Source organism: Shinella sp. GW821-FHT10F02 (assembly GCF_058809275.1).
Window position 1 is genome coordinate 771,323 of sequence record NZ_JBXASL010000001.1, and the last position, 16,484, is coordinate 787,806.

The window sequence follows — 16,484 nt, forward strand, 5'->3', positions numbered from 1 at the left end:
AATTCCGCTATCTTTGCAGCATGCTGGAGGAGGAGTCGGTCATGGTCTCGTTCATGAAATGCGGCCCGGCCGCGCTCTTGGTTCTCCAGATGCTGTCCGGTAGCGCTGCCGCTACTGAGGCGGCGCCGGCCGACCTCGCGATCGCGCGCAGCCTCGCCACCATGCTGCAATCGGCGCGCGCGGTGATTTCCGTCAACCAGGAGCGGATCAACGATCCGGCGCTCGGCGACAAGGGCTTGTCGGGTGCGGCTGTCTTGGAAAAAGCCATCGCCAACTACATGCAGGCCACCGGCCGCGACCCGAACACCATCGATCCGGCCTCCTATGAGGGGCGGCTCATCGGGGCGCAGATGGACGCCGTGGTCGAGGTGATGGATGCCAACCAGGCGACGATCAACGCCGAGGGCGAGGGCTTCAAGGGCTTCATCCCCGCCACCTTCACGCGGCTGGTCACCGAGGCCTTCCAGGCCCGCGTCGGCGAGGAGGCGAGCATGAAGTTCACCGCCCCGCCCGTGCTGATCCGCAACCGCAAGGCTCGCCCGGACGCCTTCGAGGCGGCGGCGATCCGCGATTATCTGGAAGCCGCCGACTGGCCGAAGGGCCAGATCTATTCGGCGCTCGTTTCGGCGGACGGCCAGGAGAGGGCGCGCATCATGGTGCCCGAATATTACGTGCCGTCCTGTCTCACCTGTCATGGCGACCCGGCCGGCGAACTCGACATCACCGGCTACCCGAAGGAAGGCGCGCATGAGGGCGACCTTGGCGGCGTGATCAGCATCGGGCTCATTCCGCAATGAGCAGCGCCGCCTTCTTCTCGCCGCGGCGCCTGTCGATCCGGCTGCGGCTGATCATCCTCGCGGCGGTGCTGCTTCTCGCAATGCTCGGCAGCAGCCTGTTCACCCGCGGCGAACTGTTCCGCGCGCTGGAATCGGGCGACGAGGCCAATCGTATCGCGCAGATCAGCACGCTGTCCGATGATGTGCGCGAAGCCTTCAACAGCCTGCGCTACTGGCAGACGGACCTCGCCGTCAGCCTCCTCACGCTGGCCGAGACCCGCGCCGAGGAAGCCCGCACCCGCCTTCGCGAACGGCTGGACAGGCTGTCCGAGCACCGGCCGACGGAGGCGGCGGCGATACGTGAGGGGGTCGACCGGTTCGATGCGCTCGCCAACCAGGCGGTGGAGGCCTATACCGACGACCAGCGCGTGATCGGCAACACCCGCTTCGCCGAAGCGCGGCGCTACGGCATCAGCGTCGAGGAAAACCTCGCCGCCCTCCAGGCCGATCTTGCCCGCCAGTCCGGCACCGCACGCGCCAACATTCTGCGGCAGTTCGAGCGCGCTTCCAATGTCGCCTCGCTGCTCTCTGCCATCGCCGCCATCATCGGCACCGCGCTGACCGTCGTCATCCTCGGCTCGATCCTGAGGCCGCTCGGCGAGATCGTCACGGCCGTGCGGGGATTGACCGCCGGCGACGCCCAGGTCGTCGTGCCTCCGGCGGGCGGTGACGAACTCGGCAAGGTCAGCGAGGCCCTGCAACTGCTCAAGGAGAACCAGGGCGAGCGCGACCGCCTGACGCGCGAAGCCGAGCACCAGCGGAAAACCCTCGTCGACGCCATCGAGAGCATCGCCGAAGGGTTCACGCTCTATGGTCCCGACGAGCGCCTGCTGATTATGAACCAGCGGTTCCGCGACATGCACCCCGTCCACAACGAGATGGTCGCCGGGACGTCGACCTTCCGCGACGTCATTGAAGCGGCCGGACGCCACATCGTCGAGCTCGACCGACCCTTCGACGAATGGCTCGCCTCGCGGCTCTCCCTGCACGACCACAGCGCCACCCGGGTTACCCCCTTCAAGGATGGCCGTTGGATGCAGGTCAGCGAGCGGCGCACCCATGAGGGTGGCTTCACCGTCGTCTACGTCGACATCACCGAGCTGCGCCAGCGCCAGCACGAGCTGGAGCTCGCGCGCGACGAGGCGCAGCGGGCGACGCAGGTGAAATCAGAATTCCTCGCCAATATGAGCCACGAGCTGCGCACGCCGCTCAACGCCATCATCGGCTATGCGCAGATCCTCCAGGAGGATGCCGAGGACACCGGCCAGACCGAATCCCTTCCCGACCTCAAGAAGATCGAGAGCGCCGGCAACCACCTGCTCGGCCTCATCAACGGCATCCTCGACCTGTCGAAGATCGAGGCCGGCCGCATGGAGGTCTATCGCGAGCGCTTCGACATCGGCGCGCTGATGAGTGACGTGGCATCGCTGATCCGCCCGCTCGCCGCCAAGAACGACAACGAATTCGTGGTCCATTGCCCCGACGATATCGGCACGATCGAGACCGACGTCACCAAGGTCAAGCAGGCGCTGCTCAATCTTTTGAGCAACGCCTGCAAGTTCACCGAAAAGGGCACGGTCTCGCTCGGCGTCGCGCGACAGGGCAACGGTGCGGAGCGCCTACTGGTGATGACCGTCACGGATACCGGCATCGGCATGAACGAGGAACAGCTCGGCCGGCTCTTCCAGGCGTTTTCCCAGGCCGACAGCTCGACGTCCCGCAAATTCGGCGGCACCGGGCTGGGTCTCGCGATCAGCCGCAGTTTCGCGCAGATGCTCGGCGGCGACCTGACGGTCGAAAGCCGGCCGGGCGAGGGGTCCCGCTTCATCTTCGTCCTGCCCGATCCGGAAGAGGCGGCAGCAGGTACGGAAGCCACCGAGGGCGACGATCCTTCGATATCGAGACCGGAGCAGAGCGAGCGGCCCGCCGTGCTTGTCGTCGATGACGACGAGGCGTCGCTCAACATCATCGGCTCGCACCTGAAGCGCGAGGGCTACCGCGTGCTCTATGCCGGTGCCGGGGAACAGGCGCTGGAAATGGCGCGCAAACACCGCCCGGCCGCCATCACGCTCGATATCCTGATGCCGCAGATGGACGGCTGGTCGGTGCTCGTCGCGCTGAAATCCGATCCGGAACTCGCCGCCATCCCCGTCGTCATCGTCAGCATCAGCAACGAGAAGGCGCTCGGCTTCACGCTCGGCGCCGCCGCCATGCTCACCAAGCCCGTCGACCGCGGCGAACTCAGCGATTTCATCGCCCGCATCACCGGCGGCAGCCAGGGCGGAACGGTGCTCGTCGTCGAGGACGACCAGGCGACGCGGCTCCTCATCCAGCGTACCGTCGAGCGGCTCGGCCGCGCCGTCGCGCTCACGGAGAACGGCCGCCAGGGCATGGCCTGGCTTGCCGCCAACGAACCGCCGATCGCCATCCTGCTAGACCTTCAAATGCCGGAAATGAACGGCTTCGAGTTCCTCGCGGCCCTGCGCGACCGGGAGGAATGGAACGCCGTGCCGGTGCTCGTCGTTACCGCGAAACATCTCTCCAATGCGGAACGGGATCTGCTCAGCGCCCGCACGACGCAGATCATCGGCAAGGGCAAGGGCGCGCATATCGAACTCACGCAGGCGCTTCGCGACGTCATCATCTCGGGTGCGCCGAAAGGGACCGGGAATCCATAGAGATGGTGAAAATCCTGCTTGTCGAAGACAATGAAATGAACCGCGACATGCTCTCGCGCCGGCTGGAACGCCGAGGCTACGAAGTCATTTTCGCCCATGACGGCGAAGAGGCCGTCGCGCGGGCAGAGGCGGACGCCCCCGACCTCATCCTGATGGATATCGGCCTGCCCGGCATCGACGGCTGCGAGGCGACACGCCGCATCCGCAGCGGCCCCGCCGGCACCGGCCTGCCCATCATCGCCCTCACCGCCCACGCCATGAGCGTCGACGAAGCCCGCGCCCGCGAAGCCGGCTGCGACGACTTCGACACCAAGCCGATCGACCTGCCGCGGCTGATCGGCAAGATCGAGAAGCTCCTCTCCGGCGCGAGTTAAGGAACTCTAGGCGGAAAGCATGCCGCGAATCGCCTCGCCGCCCATCGAACCCTGGTCGATTTCAGTCGAGGTCCACCGCCGCTGGAACCAATGGCCGGAGCGCATCGATCAATGTGGTAGCGCCATAGCGAACCTCGCCGTCGGGCTCGACGTCTATGAGTCCACCTGTGTTATGTGCGTCGTAAAGGTCGATCAGCAGCTTGGTGGCACTTGCGCTCACAACCCGCTCCAGGCTTTCCTGCCATTGCGAACGGGGTAGCGCCTGCGCGGTGATCGTGCGGCCGCGCAATTGGCTCAGAGCCGCGGCCACATCGGCGGCACTGTAGCGGCGCGGCCCTTCCGCATGGACGATTTGCACATCGGTTCCGCCGCTTGGGCCAAGCAGGAGGTCCGCGGCCATCAAGCCGACATCCGCCGCTAAAGCCGTGGGAAAATCCATTTCGACCGGGTGGTGCAGGCTGGGCAGGATGCCGGTCGTGATCGCCATTGGAACGAACGCGCCCCAGCCTTCCATATGTTCTGCCGATCGCAGGAAAATCTTCGGCATGTCCAGCCTGCGAAGGCGCTCCTCGAAAATGCGAAAGAGGGTGGGCATCCCAATATCACCGCCGATATGGGCGCCATAGTCGGAAATCGCCAGGACACTTTTCGGCCGCGCCCGCTCCAGCGCCATGGCCATGCTTTCGATGGACCGGCGCATGTCGCCGGGGGCATCCTCGGCCTGCGTTGGAGGCGGAAGAATGACCTGCACGGCATCCGCATTCGCGATCGCCCAGCCGAGGGCGGTGGGGTCCTGCAGATCGGCGAGCGCGATGTCGCAGCCTATTTCGCGGAGCCGGCCGGCCTTTGCCTCGTCGCGCAGGATCGCCCGGACGGGCATGCCGGCCTTGCGCAGTGCCAATGATGTAGAATAACCGACCTTACCGGCGGCTCCGACGATTGCAAACATGGTGCATTTCCTTGCTGAAGATGGGCAAGGAGTAGGGAGCGGTACAAAATTCGTCGCACAGATTCAGGCGGATTTTTGCAGGTTCGGGCGGAATTCGTTCGCCTGCCGGGCGATCTCGCCAGGGGTCTGGCCGAGGAGCCGGCGCATCGTCGAGGTCATATGGCTTTGATGCGCGAACCCGGCGGCGACCGCGATCTCACTTGCGGGCATCGTCGTCGTGAGCATCAGGGCGCGCGCATATTCAACGCGGCGGCGGATGACATATTGATGCACCGGGGCGCCGGTGCTGTTGCGAAACAGTGTCTTCAGGCGCGTGACGCTGACGCCTGCGACCACTGCCAGATCGGCAAGCCGGAGTCGTTGATCGAGATTGGCCTCAATGAAGTCCGTCAACATGCGAAGCTGGCGCGCCGAGAGCTTCGGTTCGCTGCGATCATCCGGCGCCTGAAAATCGCCGCTGGCGGTCTCGATCAGCCGGACGGCGAGCGCGTTGGCGAGAAGATCGATGAAGAGAGGGTCGGATGGCGTGTCGGCCTCGAGATCCGCCTTGATGGCAAGGCCAATGCCTTCCAGGCGGGCGTCGCGAACCTGAAATCTCGGCAGCAGCTCGATCTTGCCGGCGTCGCGTCCGAGTTCCCCGGCAACGTGATCAAGCAGCGAAGGGTGGAGGCTCAGTCGCAGGATCCGGCAGTCGGCATCGTCCTCCCATGTGCCATCCATGCCGGCCGGAACGATGTCGATATCGCCCGGCTTCTGCACCCGGCGCATGTGCCGGCCGCCGATCGAACAATCGGCCTTTACGGGCGGACCGAAGTGCATGCCCAGTCTATGCAGTTTTCCGCCCGGCACATGCGAAAGCCCGCGGGGGATATGCAGGAAATCGGCGTCTAGCCCGGTCCAATTCCTGCCGGCGCTTGTCAACAGGATCTGCGCTGCATGAGGCGCCATCGGGCTATGCTTTCGAAAGGTTGGCGGCAAGAGTACCGGGCAATCATCCGTTTAACAACCGCCCGCGGCCCGCCGCCGCGCGTATGGTTTTACCGACCCTTTTCTGCCATCCGCTCGACGATCATTTCGGCAATCGGGATCGCCGAGGTGGCGGCGGGGGAGGGGGCGTTGCAGACGTGCAGCATGCGGTCGGTCTGCGCGAAGAGGAAATCGTGGATCAGGGCGCCGTCCTTGCGGACGGCCTGGGCGCGGATGCCGGCTTCGTGCGGGAGCAGGTCGGTGAGGTCGAGGCTTGGGCAGTATTTTCGGCACTCTTCCAGATAGCCTGGTTTCCAAAGCGAGTTGCGCAGCTCGGTGACCGCGGATTTTCGGTTGGCGAATACGGTTTTCCAGAAACCGGGAAACAGCGCGTAGTCGGCCATGTCGGCAAAATTGACGGAAAGGCGTGGGTAGCCTTCGCGGGCAAAACCGATCACGGCATTTGGCCCGACCGTCACGCTGCCGTCGATCATGCGCGTCAGGTGCACGCCGAGGAAGGGCAGGGCGGGATCGGGGATCGGGTAGATCAGGTGGCGGACGATGTTGTTCTTGGCTGCCGGAAGGCGATAATATTCGCCGCGGAAGGGAACGATGCGATGCTCGATCGAAAGCCCGGCGAGCACAGCCAGCCGGTCGGACTGGAGGCCGCCGCAGACCACCAGCTTCTTCGCCTGCCAGTTCTCGCCAGCCGATGCGATGTCGACGGAATCGATGGATTCGCGAATGCCGGTCACGCGCGTTGAAAGGCGAATGTCGCCGCCGAGCGCCTTGATGCGCCGTCCCATGGCCTGGCAGACGTCGGCATAGCTGACGATGCCGGTGGAGGGCACGAACAGCGCGCCGCGGCCGCGGATGTTCGGCTCCCGCTCGTTCAATTCGCCCTCGCTGATGCGCTGGACCTCGATCGTGTTCTGTTTCGAGCGTTCGTAGAGCGCTTCCATGCGCTCCACTTCGAGATCGGATGTGGCGACGAGCAGCTTGCCGCAGACCTCGAAGCGGATGTCGTTCTCCAGGCAGAAGGCCTTGGTGGCCTCGGCGCCCTTGCGGCAGAGCTCGGCCTTCAGGCTGCCGGGCGGATAGTAGATGCCGGCATGGATGACGCCGCTGTTGTGGCCCGTCTGGTGCTTGCCGAGCGCATCCTCCTTTTCGATGAGGATCATGCTGCTGCCGGGCTGGCCTTCCAGAAGCCGCATGGCCGTCGCCAGGCCGACGATGCCGCCGCCGATAACGCAATAATCGAAAATCATTTGTCCTGCCCCTGCCTGGCCGATTATGCGCCCGCAGCCTGGCGTTCGCCATAGCCGAAATAAGCCTCTTCCAACGCATGGCCGTCGGCAAGCTCGCTTGCTGAACCCTCCAGCGCCACATGGCCGTTGCGCAGCACGTAGATTCGGGAGGCAAGGTCGAGGATGCGGGCGGTGGACTGTTCGACGACGAGCAGCGTCAACCCGTCGGCATTGAGCTGGCGCAGGCTTGCATAGACCTGGTCGATGACGAGCGGCGCAAGGCCGAGCGAGGGTTCGTCGATCATCATCAGCGAGGGGCGTTGCAGGATGGCGCGGGCGATGGCGAGCTGCTGCTGTTCGCCGCCGGAAAGGTGGCCGGCAACGCCGCGGTAGCGGGCCTTCAGGATCGGGAAGATGGCAAGCACGCGCTCCAGATCCGCGGCGGCTTCAGCCTTGTCCTTGCGGATCATGCCGCCGAGCAGCAGGTTTTCCTGCACCGTCAGCGTGCGGAAAATGCTTCGCCCTTCCGGCACCAGCGCCAGGCCCTTCCGGCACAGCTTTTCGGGCACCTGACCGGCGATCGGCTCGCCATTGAAGGTCATCGTGCCGCCGGTCGGCGCCATGAGCCCGGAAATCGTCTTCAAAAGCGTGGATTTGCCGGCGCCGTTGGGGCCGACGACGAAGACGATCTCGCCCTTGCGGACCTCCAGATCGACCGATTTCAAGGCAGCGAGCCGGCCGTAGCCGGCGGTGAGGCTGCGTATTTCAAGCATGTCGTTCCCCTTTAGCGCGGTTGAGGCCGTCGATCGAAATCGGAAAGGCTCACCGTTTTTTGCCGTTGACAAAAAAAATCTAACCCGCATTCTGTCTTCTGTCCACAGAGGACTATGTGCAAAAATTATGGCGGTGCATCGTTCATCGCCAAAGGGGAACGACGATGAAATCTGTTGCTGTGGCCGCCTCGGCCGCAATCGCCCTCCTGTTGCCGGTGGCCAGCGTTCAGGCCGAAGAGCCGATCAAGATCGGCTTCGCCATCGCGGAATCCGGCTGGCTTTCGAACTACGACAGCGCGCCCTTCAAGGCCGCGGTCATGAAGATCGAGGAAATCAACAAGGCCGGCGGCCTCTTGGGTCGCCAGATCGAATATTCCGTGATGGACACCAAGACGGAGCAGGCCCGTGCCGCGACGGTCGGCGCACAGCTCGTCGACAGCGGCGTCGACATGCTGGTCGTTTCCTGCGACTACGATTTCGGCGCGCCGTCGGCGCTTGCCGCCAAGCAGGCGGGCAAGATCGCCTTCAGCCTCTGCGCGGCCGATCCGAAGATGGGCGTGCAGGGCGTCGGCCCGCTCGCCTTCACCGCCAACAGCGCAGCGCAGTCGGAAGGCATCGCCATTGCCGAATATGGCAACAAGAAAATGAACCTGAAGTCGGTCTACGTGCTGGAAGACCTGACGATCGAATACAACAAGTCGGCCTGCGCCGGTTTTCGCGCCGCCTGGACGGCAAGTGCCGGCGCTGAGGCAATCCTCGGCAACGACACGTTCAAGAACGACGACCCGTCGATCGCCTCGCAGATCACCCGCCTCAAGGGTCTGGCGACGCAGCCGGATGCGGTCTTCGTCTGCTCCTTCACGCCGGGTGGCGCTTCGGCCGTGCGCCAGCTGCGCGCTGCCGGCATCGACCTGCCGATCCTCGCCAACACGGCCATGGTCGACAATTACTGGCTGAACGCCGTGCCGGGCCTCAAGGATTTCTACCTGCCCGCGTTCATGTCGCTTTACGGCGATGATCCGCGCCCGGAAATGAACACCTTCCTCGAAAGCCACAAGGCGCGTTACGGCGAGCCGCCGGTCTCCTCCTATTCGGTTCTCGGCTATAGCCTCATCGAACAGTGGGCCTATGCGGTCGAGCAGGCGAAGACGACGGAATCCGAAGCCGTGGTCGGCGTCATGAACACCTTCAAGGACCAGCCGTTCACCGCCGGCCCGACCTCCTTCACCGATCAGCTTCATATCCAGGTCGACCGGCCCTGGCTGATCATGAAGGTCGAGAACGACTCCTTCCGCGCCGTCGAGGTGTACCGGAACTCGTTCAAGCCGGACATGAAGCTCCTGTTCCGCGTCGGTCAGTAACCGGCAGCGATCCGTCGGCTGCATGGCGGTGCAGCCGGCGGAACCAAATCTCCAAGCAAATTCATAGCCGAGCTTACGGATAGGTCTCGCCCGATATGTCACGTCCATCGAAAGAACGGCTGGAAGCCCGCGGCGTTGCCGTCGCCTTTGGCGGCATCCGGGCCTTGAGCGGTGTCGACCTCGAGCTCCGGCGCGGCGAGGTGCTCGGCCTCATCGGCCCGAACGGCGCCGGCAAGACGACCATGGTCAATGTGCTGAGCGGCTTCCAGCGGCCGACCAGCGGCAGCATCAGCCTCGACGGCATCGACGTTTCGAAGCTCACGGCTCGCAAGATCGCCCAGGCCGGTGTCGGCCGCAGTTTCCAGGCGGCGCGTCTCTTCCGGGCGATGACGGTGGAGCAGAACCTTTCCGTCGCCGCGATCGGCAGCGGGCTTTCGCGCAAGGCGGCCCGGGAGCGGGCGCTCGAAATCCTCGACTGGATGGGCCTCGCGAAAAAGGCCGACCACCGCTGCGACAGCCTGTCCTACGGCGACGAGCGGCGTATCAGCATCGCCCGGGCACTCGCCTTGCAGCCGTCCTTCGCGCTGCTCGACGAGCCGGCTTCCGGCATGAACGACGCGGAATGCGAGGCGCTGATGGAAGTCATCGCCGAGCTGCCGGCGCGTTTCGGCTGCGGCGTGCTGCTGATCGAACACAATATGAAGGTGATCATGGGCGTCTGCCAGCGCATCCATGTGCTCGATGGCGGCCAAAGCCTCGCCGAGGGCTCGCCCCAGGACATCCAGAAAAACCCTGCCGTCCGCCGCGCCTATCTCGGCGAAAAGGCTGCCGACAGCACCCTCGCGATCTAGGAACCGGACGCCATGGCCAACATCGTTCAAGTTCTCGTCGATGCCATCGCGCTGGGCAGCCTCTATGCCCTCGTCGCGCTGGCGATCGGCCTCGTCTTCGGCGTCATGCGGCTCGTCAATTTTGCCCAGGCCGACTACATCACCATCGGAGCCTATGCGCTGGTGGTGCCGACCGCGAGCGTCACGCCCCCGCTGCTGCTCGGCGCGCTGCCCTCGGCCCTGATGATCGGCGGCGTGCTCGTCGTCGTGATGGCTCTGGCGCTTCTGACGGAACGTGTCGCCTTCCGGCCGCTGCGCAATTCCAATCCGTCTACGCTGCTCATCTCCTCCTTCGCCGTCAGCTATTTCCTGCAGAACCTCGTCATGCTCATCCATACCGGCCGGCCGAAGTCGGTCGGCATCGGGCAGGGCCTTGCCAATGCGGTGGAGATCGGCGGCGTGCGGGTTCCGGGCGTGCAACTCCTCACCATGGTCGTCACCGCCGGCCTACTCGTCGCCCTGGTGCTCTTCCTCAAGAAGACGCCGCTCGGCATCCAGATGCGGGCTGCGGCCGAGAATTTCCAGATGGCCCGACTGCTCGGAATGCCGGCAAACCGGGTGATCGCGCTCGCCTTTGCCATCTCCGGCCTGCTCGGCGGCGCGGTCTCGCTGCTCCTGACGATCCAGACCGGCACGCTCGACCTGCGCATGGGCCTGATGCCCGTCGTCTACGCCTTCTTCGCCACCGTCATCGGCGGCATGGGTTCGCTGCCGGGCGCAGCACTCGGCGGGTTTCTCGTCGGTGTCGCCAGCGTGCTTCTGCAAACCTATCTGCCGGCGGACCTGCGCCCCTTCCGCGATGCCGGCGTGTTCATGATGGTCATCCTGATCCTCCTCGTGCGCCCGCAGGGCCTGATCGTCACCAGCGCCGCGAAGGAGCGCGTATAATGAAGAGCGATACCATGTCCTTCGCAACGATCGGCCGCTTCTGGTTTCCGGTGCTTGCTCTCGTCGTACCGCTTGCGATCATCGTGGTGGTCACAGGCCAGTTCGGCGGCCTGTCCATCCAGCGCACCGTCATCGAGATGCTGATCAGCATCGTCATCGTTGTCGGGCTCTACGTCTTCGTCGGCAATTCCGGCATCATCTCCTTCGGCCATGCCACCTTCATGGCCATCGCCGCCTACGCCTCGGCCTGGCAGACCTGCTGCGAGATGCTGAAGCCGATCACCATGTCCGGCCTGCCGCCGTTCCTGCGCGACCAGAGCATTCCGCTGCTGCCGTCCGCCGTGGTCTCCGTGCTACTCGCCGGCGGTGCCGCCTTCCTCACCGGCCTCGTCATCATGCGGCTCACCGGCCTTGCGGCCTCGATTTCCACGCTCGCCGTGCTGTTCATCCTGAACGTCGTCTATTCCAACTGGGACAGCGTCACGATGGGCTCGGCCTCGATCGTCGGCCTGCCGACCTATGTCACGGCCTGGCTGGCACTCGGCTGTGCCGTCGTCGCCATCGTCATCGCCTATCTGTATCAGGTCTCCGCCTTTGGCCTGGCGATCCGCGCAACACGCGAAGACGAGGTGGCGGCCGCCGCGTCGGGCATCTCGCTCTACTGGTCGCGGCTGATCGCCTTCACGCTCTCGGGCTTCATGGTCGGTCTCGGCGGGGTGCTGCAGGCGCACTACCTCGGCACGGTGTCGATCAACAGTTTCTTCCTGAGCTTCACTTTCCTGGCGCTCGCCATGCTCATCGTCGGCGGCATGGGAAGCCTTGCCGGCGCTGTGGTCGGCGTCGTCGTCATCACGGCGATGGTTGATATCTTCCGTCGGCTTGAAGGCGGGATTTCGATCGGCGGCGAGCAGTGGTCGCTGCCGGCGGGCACGCAGGAGCTTATCATCGCGGCCTTTATGCTGTTGATACTGGTCTTCCGCAAAGACGGAATCATGGCAGGGCGAGAAATGACCCTGCCGGAGCAGGAACATCGCGAGAAAGGGCTCATCAATGGCTAACAATCTACTCTTCAATACCGACGAGCCGATTGGCATCATCGACCACCGGATGTTGTCCGACCAGGTTTCGACCTTTCTCGTGCGCGAACTGATCTTCGGCCGGCTCCAGCCCGGCCAGCGCATCAACGAGGCAGAGCTGGCGCGCCAGCTCGGCATCAGCCGCAACCCCATCCGCGAGGCGATCCGCCGGCTGGAGGAGCGCGGCCTGCTCGTCGCGGTTCCCCGCAAGGGCACCTTTGTTCGCACCTTCCTGCACAGCGATATCGACGAGATCTTCTCGTTCCGCGTCGTGGTCGAGCGCTTCGCTGTCGAGCAGGCGCTGCCGCAGATGACCGACGCCGACATCGAGCGCATTGCCGGTTTCGTCGATGCGATGGTCGCGGCCGCCAATGCCAATGACGAGATCGCGCTGGTCGAAAACGACCTCGCCTTCCACCTCGAAATCTGCCGGCTCTCGAAGAACCGCCAGACGCTGCACGCCTTCACCAACATCCAGGCGGAAGTGCAGATGCTCATCACCATGGCCGAGCGCCAGTTCGAAAGCCAGATGGCGGCGGCCGTCGACCACTGGCCGGTCGTCGAGGCGCTGCGCACCCGCAACCCCGAAAAGGCGATGGACGCCATCCGCGATCACATCCGCGATTCCTGGCGCCACCTGCTTGAAGCTTACGAGCGGGAAAAACCCCGCTCGTCCTGACCCTATCCATGAGAAAAGAGGGAACAATGCCTGACAGAAAAATCATCGGCATCGATATTGGGGGAACGTTCACTGACTTCGTTTCCTACGATGCGGCGACCGGCACCATCGAGAACTGGAAGAACCTGACGACGCCCTCCGAACCGATCGAAGGCGTGCTCCAGGGCCTCGGTCAGGTCGAGGATGTTGCCAGCGTCGACAAGATCCGTCTCGGCACGACGATCGCCACCAACGCGCTTCTGACGCGCCGCGGCGCCAAGGTGGCCTATGTCACGACCACCGGCTTTCGCGATGTTCCCTTTATCCAGCGCGGCGACCGCCGCAGCCACTACGACATTACCTGGATCAAGACCAAGCCGCTGATGAAGCGCGCCGACACCTATGAAATCGGCGGCCGGTTCAGCGCCAAGGGCGAAGAGGTCACGGCGCTCGACGAAGCGGCCGTGCGGGAACTCGCCGCCACCATCAAGGCCGACGGCACGATCGAGGCGATCGCCGTCTGCACGCTGTTCTCCTATATCGACCCGAGCCACGAGCAGCGCATCCGCGATATCCTGGCCGAAGAACTGCCCGGCATGCCGATCTCGATTTCCTACGAGGTCCTGCCGAAGTGGAAGGAATACGACCGCGCCTCGACCACCATTGCCGATGCCTACCTGAAGCCCATCGTCTCCGACAATTTCCACCGCATGCAGAAGCGCCTTGACGCCATCGGCATCGGCGACCGCATTGGCGTGATCAAGTCGAACGGCGGTGAATCGACGCTAAAAGGTGCCGCCGAAGCGCCGGTGCAGATGACGCTGTCCGGCCCGACCGGCGCGGTCGTCGCCACCCGCGTTCTCTCCGAACTCACCGGCATCAAGAACCTCGTTACCTTCGACATGGGTGGCACCTCGACCGATTGCTCGACCGTCGTCGATGGCATGGAGCATGTCACGACCAGTTTCGAGATCGAATGGGGCCTGCCGATCCAGATCCCGATGATCGACATCCACACGATCGGTGCCGGCGGCGGCTCGATTGCGTGGATCGACAAGGGCGGCATGCTGCGCATGGGCCCGCAATCGGCCGGCGCCGCACCGGGTCCTGCCTGCTATGGCCGCGGCGGTGAGAATGCCACCGTGACCGACGCCAACGTCGTGCTCGGCCGCATCAACCCCGATTACTTCCTCGGCGGCAAGATGAAGCTCGACGCCGAGGCGGCGCATCGCGCGGTGAAGAAGATCGCCGACCAGCTCGGCCTTGAGGTCGATGCCGCGGCCTTCGCCATGGTGCAGATCGCCAACAACAACATGCTGGGGGCGCTGCGCGCCGTGCTCCTCCAGCGCGGCCTCGATCCGCGCGACTTCTCGCTGGTCGCCTCGGGCGGGGCGGGTCCGGTGCATATCTGCGACCTGATGGATATTTCCGGCATTCCGCAGGGCATCGTGCCGAACTATCCCGGCCAGTTCTCCGCCTTCGGCTTCATCATGACCGATGCCCGCGTCGACCGGCACCGCACGGTGCAGCAGATCTCGAAATATTTCGACGGTGCCCGCGCCACGGCGGCGATGACGGAGCTGGTGGATGGCGCGATCGCCGAGCTGGTCTCGCAGGGTTACCAGCAGAAGGTGGAGATCTACCGCTCCATCGAGGCCCGTTACTTCGGCCAGAACCACGAGCTGGAACTCAGCTTCCCGGCCAACCAGTTCACCGAGGAAACCATCGCAAGCCTTTGGGAACGCTTCCACGAGGAGCACCAGAACCGCTTCGGCTTCTCCATTCCTGGCGAAACCATCGAGACGGTCAATCTCAAGGTCGTGGCCGTCGCCGTTTCGGAAAAGCCGCAGATGCGCGAACTCGAAAAGGGCGAGGGCACGCCTGGCTCCTCCGGCAGCCGCAAGGTGCGCTTCGAGGACGGCTGGCACGAGGTGAAGACCTACGACCGCGGCACCTTCAAGCAGGGCCAGACCGTCACCGGTCCCGCCATTGTCGAGGAGAACGCCTCCGTCACCATCTTGCAGCCGAAACAGACGCTCCGCGTCGACCGGCTCGGCAATCTGATCATTTCGGCCTGAGGAGTACCGTCATGGACTTCGTTACGATGAACATCCTGGAATCCAGCATGGTCTCTCTCTGCAAGGAGATGGGAATCGTGCTGATGAAGACGTCCTATTCGACGATCTTCAACGAGGCGCTCGACTTCACCTGCGGCCTCGCGGACATGAACGGCGACATGATCGCCGTCGCCGACTATTGCCCGGCGCAAATCGGCGGCATGCCGCTGCTCGTGAAATCGTGCCTCAAGGAAATCCCGATCGACGAGATCGAGGAGGGCGACGTCATCCTGCACAACGACCCCTATCGCGGCGGCCTGCACACGCCGGAGCACACCTTCTTCAAGCCGATCTTCGTCGACGGCGAGATCATGGGCTTTGCGGTGGCGATCGGCCATATCGCCGAAGTCGGCGGTATGGCGCCGGGCGGCTTCTGCGGCGAGGCGACGGAAATCTTCCAGGAAGGCCTTCGCATTCCGCCGGTGAAGATCAAGAAGCGCGGGAAGGACAATATCGAGGTCTGGAAGCTGCTTCTCGCCAATGTGCGCACGCCACGCGTCAACTATGGCGACCTTCGCGCCCTCATCGCCGCCGTCGATCTCGGCGAAAAGCAGATGACGCAGATCTACAAGAAATACGGAAAGGAGAAGATCAAGGAGACCGTCAACGACCTGCTGCTTTATTCGGAACGCCGCATGCGCGCCGAACTGGAAGCGATCCCGGACGGCATCTATGCCTTCTCCGACACGATCGAGAGCGACGGCATCGATGCCGAGCGCACCTATACGGTGGCCGTGGAAGTGCACAAGCGCGGCGGCGAGATCATCGTCGACTACCACGGCTCCTCGCCGCAGGCTTCGGGTCCGATCAACGCGACGCTCGGCGTGGCCACCTCGGCCGCCTACAATGCCGTGCTGCACATGACGGACCCGACGATCCCGCGCAATTCCGGCTGCTTCCGGCCGATCCGCGTGATGGCGCCACCCGGCACCATCGTCAATGTCGATTTCCCGGCACCGGAAGTCGGTGGCAACACCGAGACGCATCCGCGCATCGTCGGCACCATCCTTGGCGCCATGGCGCCGGCCATTCCGAACCGGGTGATGGCGGCGGAAGGGGCGACGCACTGCAACTTCGTCTTCGGCGGCGTCGATGCGGATACGGGCGAATATTTCGCCTGCTACGACCTCGAAGCGGTCGGCTGGGGCGGCCGTGCCTTTGCGGACGGCAATGACGGCGTAGACTCCATCAACGGCAATTGCCGCATCACGCCGGTCGAAGTCTACGAGACGCGCTTCCCCTGGCGCATCGAAAGCCTCGCCTTCAACGTCGATGCCGGCGGTGCCGGCGAGTACCGCGGTGGGGTCGGCTATTCCAAGCAGATGTTGTGCCTCAACGACGAGATCATCTGCTCGCAGATGACCGACCGCCACCTGCTCGCCCCCTGGGGCCTCAACGGCGGCACGGAAGGCGGCGTCGGCGCGACGCTGGTCATGAAGAACGGCCGCGAGGACTGGCAGACGATGCGCGAGGCCTATGGCAAGGCCTCGACCAGCCGCTACTCCAACGTCTCGATCCGCCGCGGCGACCGCGTGCGGCTCGTCACGCCCGGCGGCGGCGGTTACGGCGAACCGGCAAAGCGCGACCCGGCAGCGGTCGCAGAGGATGTCCGCGAGGGCTACGTCTCCAAGGCGGCCGCCCAGAAACATTACGGCTACCAGGAGGCCTGAG

At 64.4% G+C, this 16,484-nt stretch carries 14 protein-coding genes; 10 read left to right on the forward strand and 4 right to left on the reverse strand.

Features of this window, described 5'->3' with window-relative positions; translation table 11 throughout:
* Positions 1 to 41: 41 nt before the first annotated feature.
* The 3 genes from AC1RWL_RS03520 to AC1RWL_RS03530 are packed head-to-tail and all read left to right on the forward strand — an operon-like array spanning position 42 to position 3,888.
* Positions 42 to 797 carry a Tll0287-like domain-containing protein gene (locus tag AC1RWL_RS03520; RefSeq protein WP_493093207.1) on the forward strand — a complete coding sequence of 252 codons (756 nt, stop codon included), beginning with the start codon at positions 42 to 44 and terminating at the stop codon, positions 795 to 797.
* Complete coding sequence (locus AC1RWL_RS03525; protein WP_493093206.1) at positions 794 to 3,514, forward strand: response regulator; 2,721 nt, start codon at positions 794 to 796, stop codon at positions 3,512 to 3,514. Before AC1RWL_RS03520 ends, AC1RWL_RS03525 begins: the two co-directional genes overlap by 4 nt.
* A 2-nt stretch (positions 3,515 to 3,516) precedes the next feature.
* Positions 3,517 to 3,888: a response regulator gene (locus tag AC1RWL_RS03530; protein ID WP_493093205.1), complete on the forward strand. Its 372-nt coding sequence runs from the start codon at positions 3,517 to 3,519 to the stop codon at positions 3,886 to 3,888.
* Between the two features lie 61 nt (positions 3,889 to 3,949).
* On the opposite strand, the gene AC1RWL_RS03535 is transcribed toward AC1RWL_RS03530, so the two are convergent.
* The 4 genes from AC1RWL_RS03535 to AC1RWL_RS03550 form a co-directional block, all read right to left on the reverse strand.
* Positions 3,950 to 4,837, reverse strand: coding sequence for an NAD(P)H-binding protein (locus AC1RWL_RS03535; protein ID WP_493093203.1), 888 nt, complete (start codon positions 4,835 to 4,837; stop codon positions 3,950 to 3,952).
* Between the two features lie 63 nt (positions 4,838 to 4,900).
* On the reverse strand, positions 4,901 to 5,785 hold the full coding sequence (locus tag AC1RWL_RS03540; protein WP_493093841.1) for a helix-turn-helix transcriptional regulator: 885 nt from the start codon (positions 5,783 to 5,785) through the stop codon (positions 4,901 to 4,903).
* An 89-nt stretch (positions 5,786 to 5,874) separates the two neighbouring features.
* The gene (gene lhgO, locus AC1RWL_RS03545; RefSeq protein ID WP_493093840.1) at positions 5,875 to 7,068 is read right to left on the reverse strand and encodes an L-2-hydroxyglutarate oxidase; all 1,194 of its coding nucleotides are present in this window, start codon (positions 7,066 to 7,068) and stop codon (positions 5,875 to 5,877) included.
* A gap of 26 nt (positions 7,069 to 7,094) precedes the next feature.
* Positions 7,095 to 7,823: an ABC transporter ATP-binding protein gene (locus AC1RWL_RS03550; protein WP_439622811.1), complete on the reverse strand. Its 729-nt coding sequence runs from the start codon at positions 7,821 to 7,823 to the stop codon at positions 7,095 to 7,097.
* Between the two features lie 164 nt (positions 7,824 to 7,987).
* Between AC1RWL_RS03550 and AC1RWL_RS03555 the strand changes: the two genes are divergently transcribed.
* From AC1RWL_RS03555 to AC1RWL_RS03585, 7 genes are all read left to right on the forward strand, one after another.
* On the forward strand, positions 7,988 to 9,184 hold the full coding sequence (locus AC1RWL_RS03555) for an ABC transporter substrate-binding protein (RefSeq protein ID WP_493093202.1): 1,197 nt from the start codon (positions 7,988 to 7,990) through the stop codon (positions 9,182 to 9,184).
* Positions 9,185 to 9,279: 95 nt separating this feature from the next.
* Positions 9,280 to 10,035, forward strand: coding sequence for an ABC transporter ATP-binding protein (locus AC1RWL_RS03560; RefSeq protein ID WP_493093201.1), 756 nt, complete (start codon positions 9,280 to 9,282; stop codon positions 10,033 to 10,035).
* A gap of 12 nt (positions 10,036 to 10,047) precedes the next feature.
* Positions 10,048 to 10,962, forward strand: coding sequence for a branched-chain amino acid ABC transporter permease (locus AC1RWL_RS03565; protein ID WP_435264646.1), 915 nt, complete (start codon positions 10,048 to 10,050; stop codon positions 10,960 to 10,962).
* Entirely contained in the window at positions 10,962 to 12,020 is a 1,059-nt protein-coding gene (locus AC1RWL_RS03570) for a branched-chain amino acid ABC transporter permease (protein WP_493093200.1), read from the forward strand. Before AC1RWL_RS03565 ends, AC1RWL_RS03570 begins: the two co-directional genes overlap by 1 nt.
* Complete coding sequence (locus AC1RWL_RS03575) at positions 12,013 to 12,717, forward strand: GntR family transcriptional regulator (RefSeq protein ID WP_256114903.1); 705 nt, start codon at positions 12,013 to 12,015, stop codon at positions 12,715 to 12,717. Before AC1RWL_RS03570 ends, AC1RWL_RS03575 begins: the two co-directional genes overlap by 8 nt.
* Before the next feature lie 26 nt (positions 12,718 to 12,743).
* Positions 12,744 to 14,774: a hydantoinase/oxoprolinase family protein gene (locus tag AC1RWL_RS03580; protein ID WP_493093199.1), complete on the forward strand. Its 2,031-nt coding sequence runs from the start codon at positions 12,744 to 12,746 to the stop codon at positions 14,772 to 14,774.
* A gap of 11 nt (positions 14,775 to 14,785) precedes the next feature.
* Complete coding sequence (locus AC1RWL_RS03585) at positions 14,786 to 16,483, forward strand: hydantoinase B/oxoprolinase family protein (protein ID WP_261002852.1); 1,698 nt, start codon at positions 14,786 to 14,788, stop codon at positions 16,481 to 16,483.
* Position 16,484: the final 1 nt, after the last annotated feature.

What these genes read in the sequence shown, in the direction of transcription:
- AC1RWL_RS03580 (WP_493093199.1), top strand. Translation starts at nt 12,744, where the DNA reads ATGCCTGACAGAAAAATCATCGGCATCGATATTGGGGGAACGTTCACT.
- AC1RWL_RS03565 (WP_435264646.1), top strand. Translation starts at nt 10,048, where the DNA reads ATGGCCAACATCGTTCAAGTTCTCGTCGATGCCATCGCGCTGGGCAGC.
- AC1RWL_RS03550 (WP_439622811.1), bottom strand. Translation starts at nt 7,823, where the DNA reads ATGCTTGAAATACGCAGCCTCACCGCCGGCTACGGCCGGCTCGCTGCC.
- AC1RWL_RS03575 (WP_256114903.1), top strand. Translation starts at nt 12,013, where the DNA reads ATGGCTAACAATCTACTCTTCAATACCGACGAGCCGATTGGCATCATC.
- AC1RWL_RS03530 (WP_493093205.1), top strand. Translation starts at nt 3,517, where the DNA reads ATGGTGAAAATCCTGCTTGTCGAAGACAATGAAATGAACCGCGACATG.
- AC1RWL_RS03585 (WP_261002852.1), top strand. Translation starts at nt 14,786, where the DNA reads ATGGACTTCGTTACGATGAACATCCTGGAATCCAGCATGGTCTCTCTC.
- AC1RWL_RS03560 (WP_493093201.1), top strand. Translation starts at nt 9,280, where the DNA reads ATGTCACGTCCATCGAAAGAACGGCTGGAAGCCCGCGGCGTTGCCGTC.
- AC1RWL_RS03540 (WP_493093841.1), bottom strand. Translation starts at nt 5,785, where the DNA reads ATGGCGCCTCATGCAGCGCAGATCCTGTTGACAAGCGCCGGCAGGAAT.
- AC1RWL_RS03570 (WP_493093200.1), top strand. Translation starts at nt 10,962, where the DNA reads ATGAAGAGCGATACCATGTCCTTCGCAACGATCGGCCGCTTCTGGTTT.
- AC1RWL_RS03555 (WP_493093202.1), top strand. Translation starts at nt 7,988, where the DNA reads ATGAAATCTGTTGCTGTGGCCGCCTCGGCCGCAATCGCCCTCCTGTTG.
- AC1RWL_RS03520 (WP_493093207.1), top strand. Translation starts at nt 42, where the DNA reads ATGGTCTCGTTCATGAAATGCGGCCCGGCCGCGCTCTTGGTTCTCCAG.
- AC1RWL_RS03535 (WP_493093203.1), bottom strand. Translation starts at nt 4,837, where the DNA reads ATGTTTGCAATCGTCGGAGCCGCCGGTAAGGTCGGTTATTCTACATCA.
- AC1RWL_RS03525 (WP_493093206.1), top strand. Translation starts at nt 794, where the DNA reads ATGAGCAGCGCCGCCTTCTTCTCGCCGCGGCGCCTGTCGATCCGGCTG.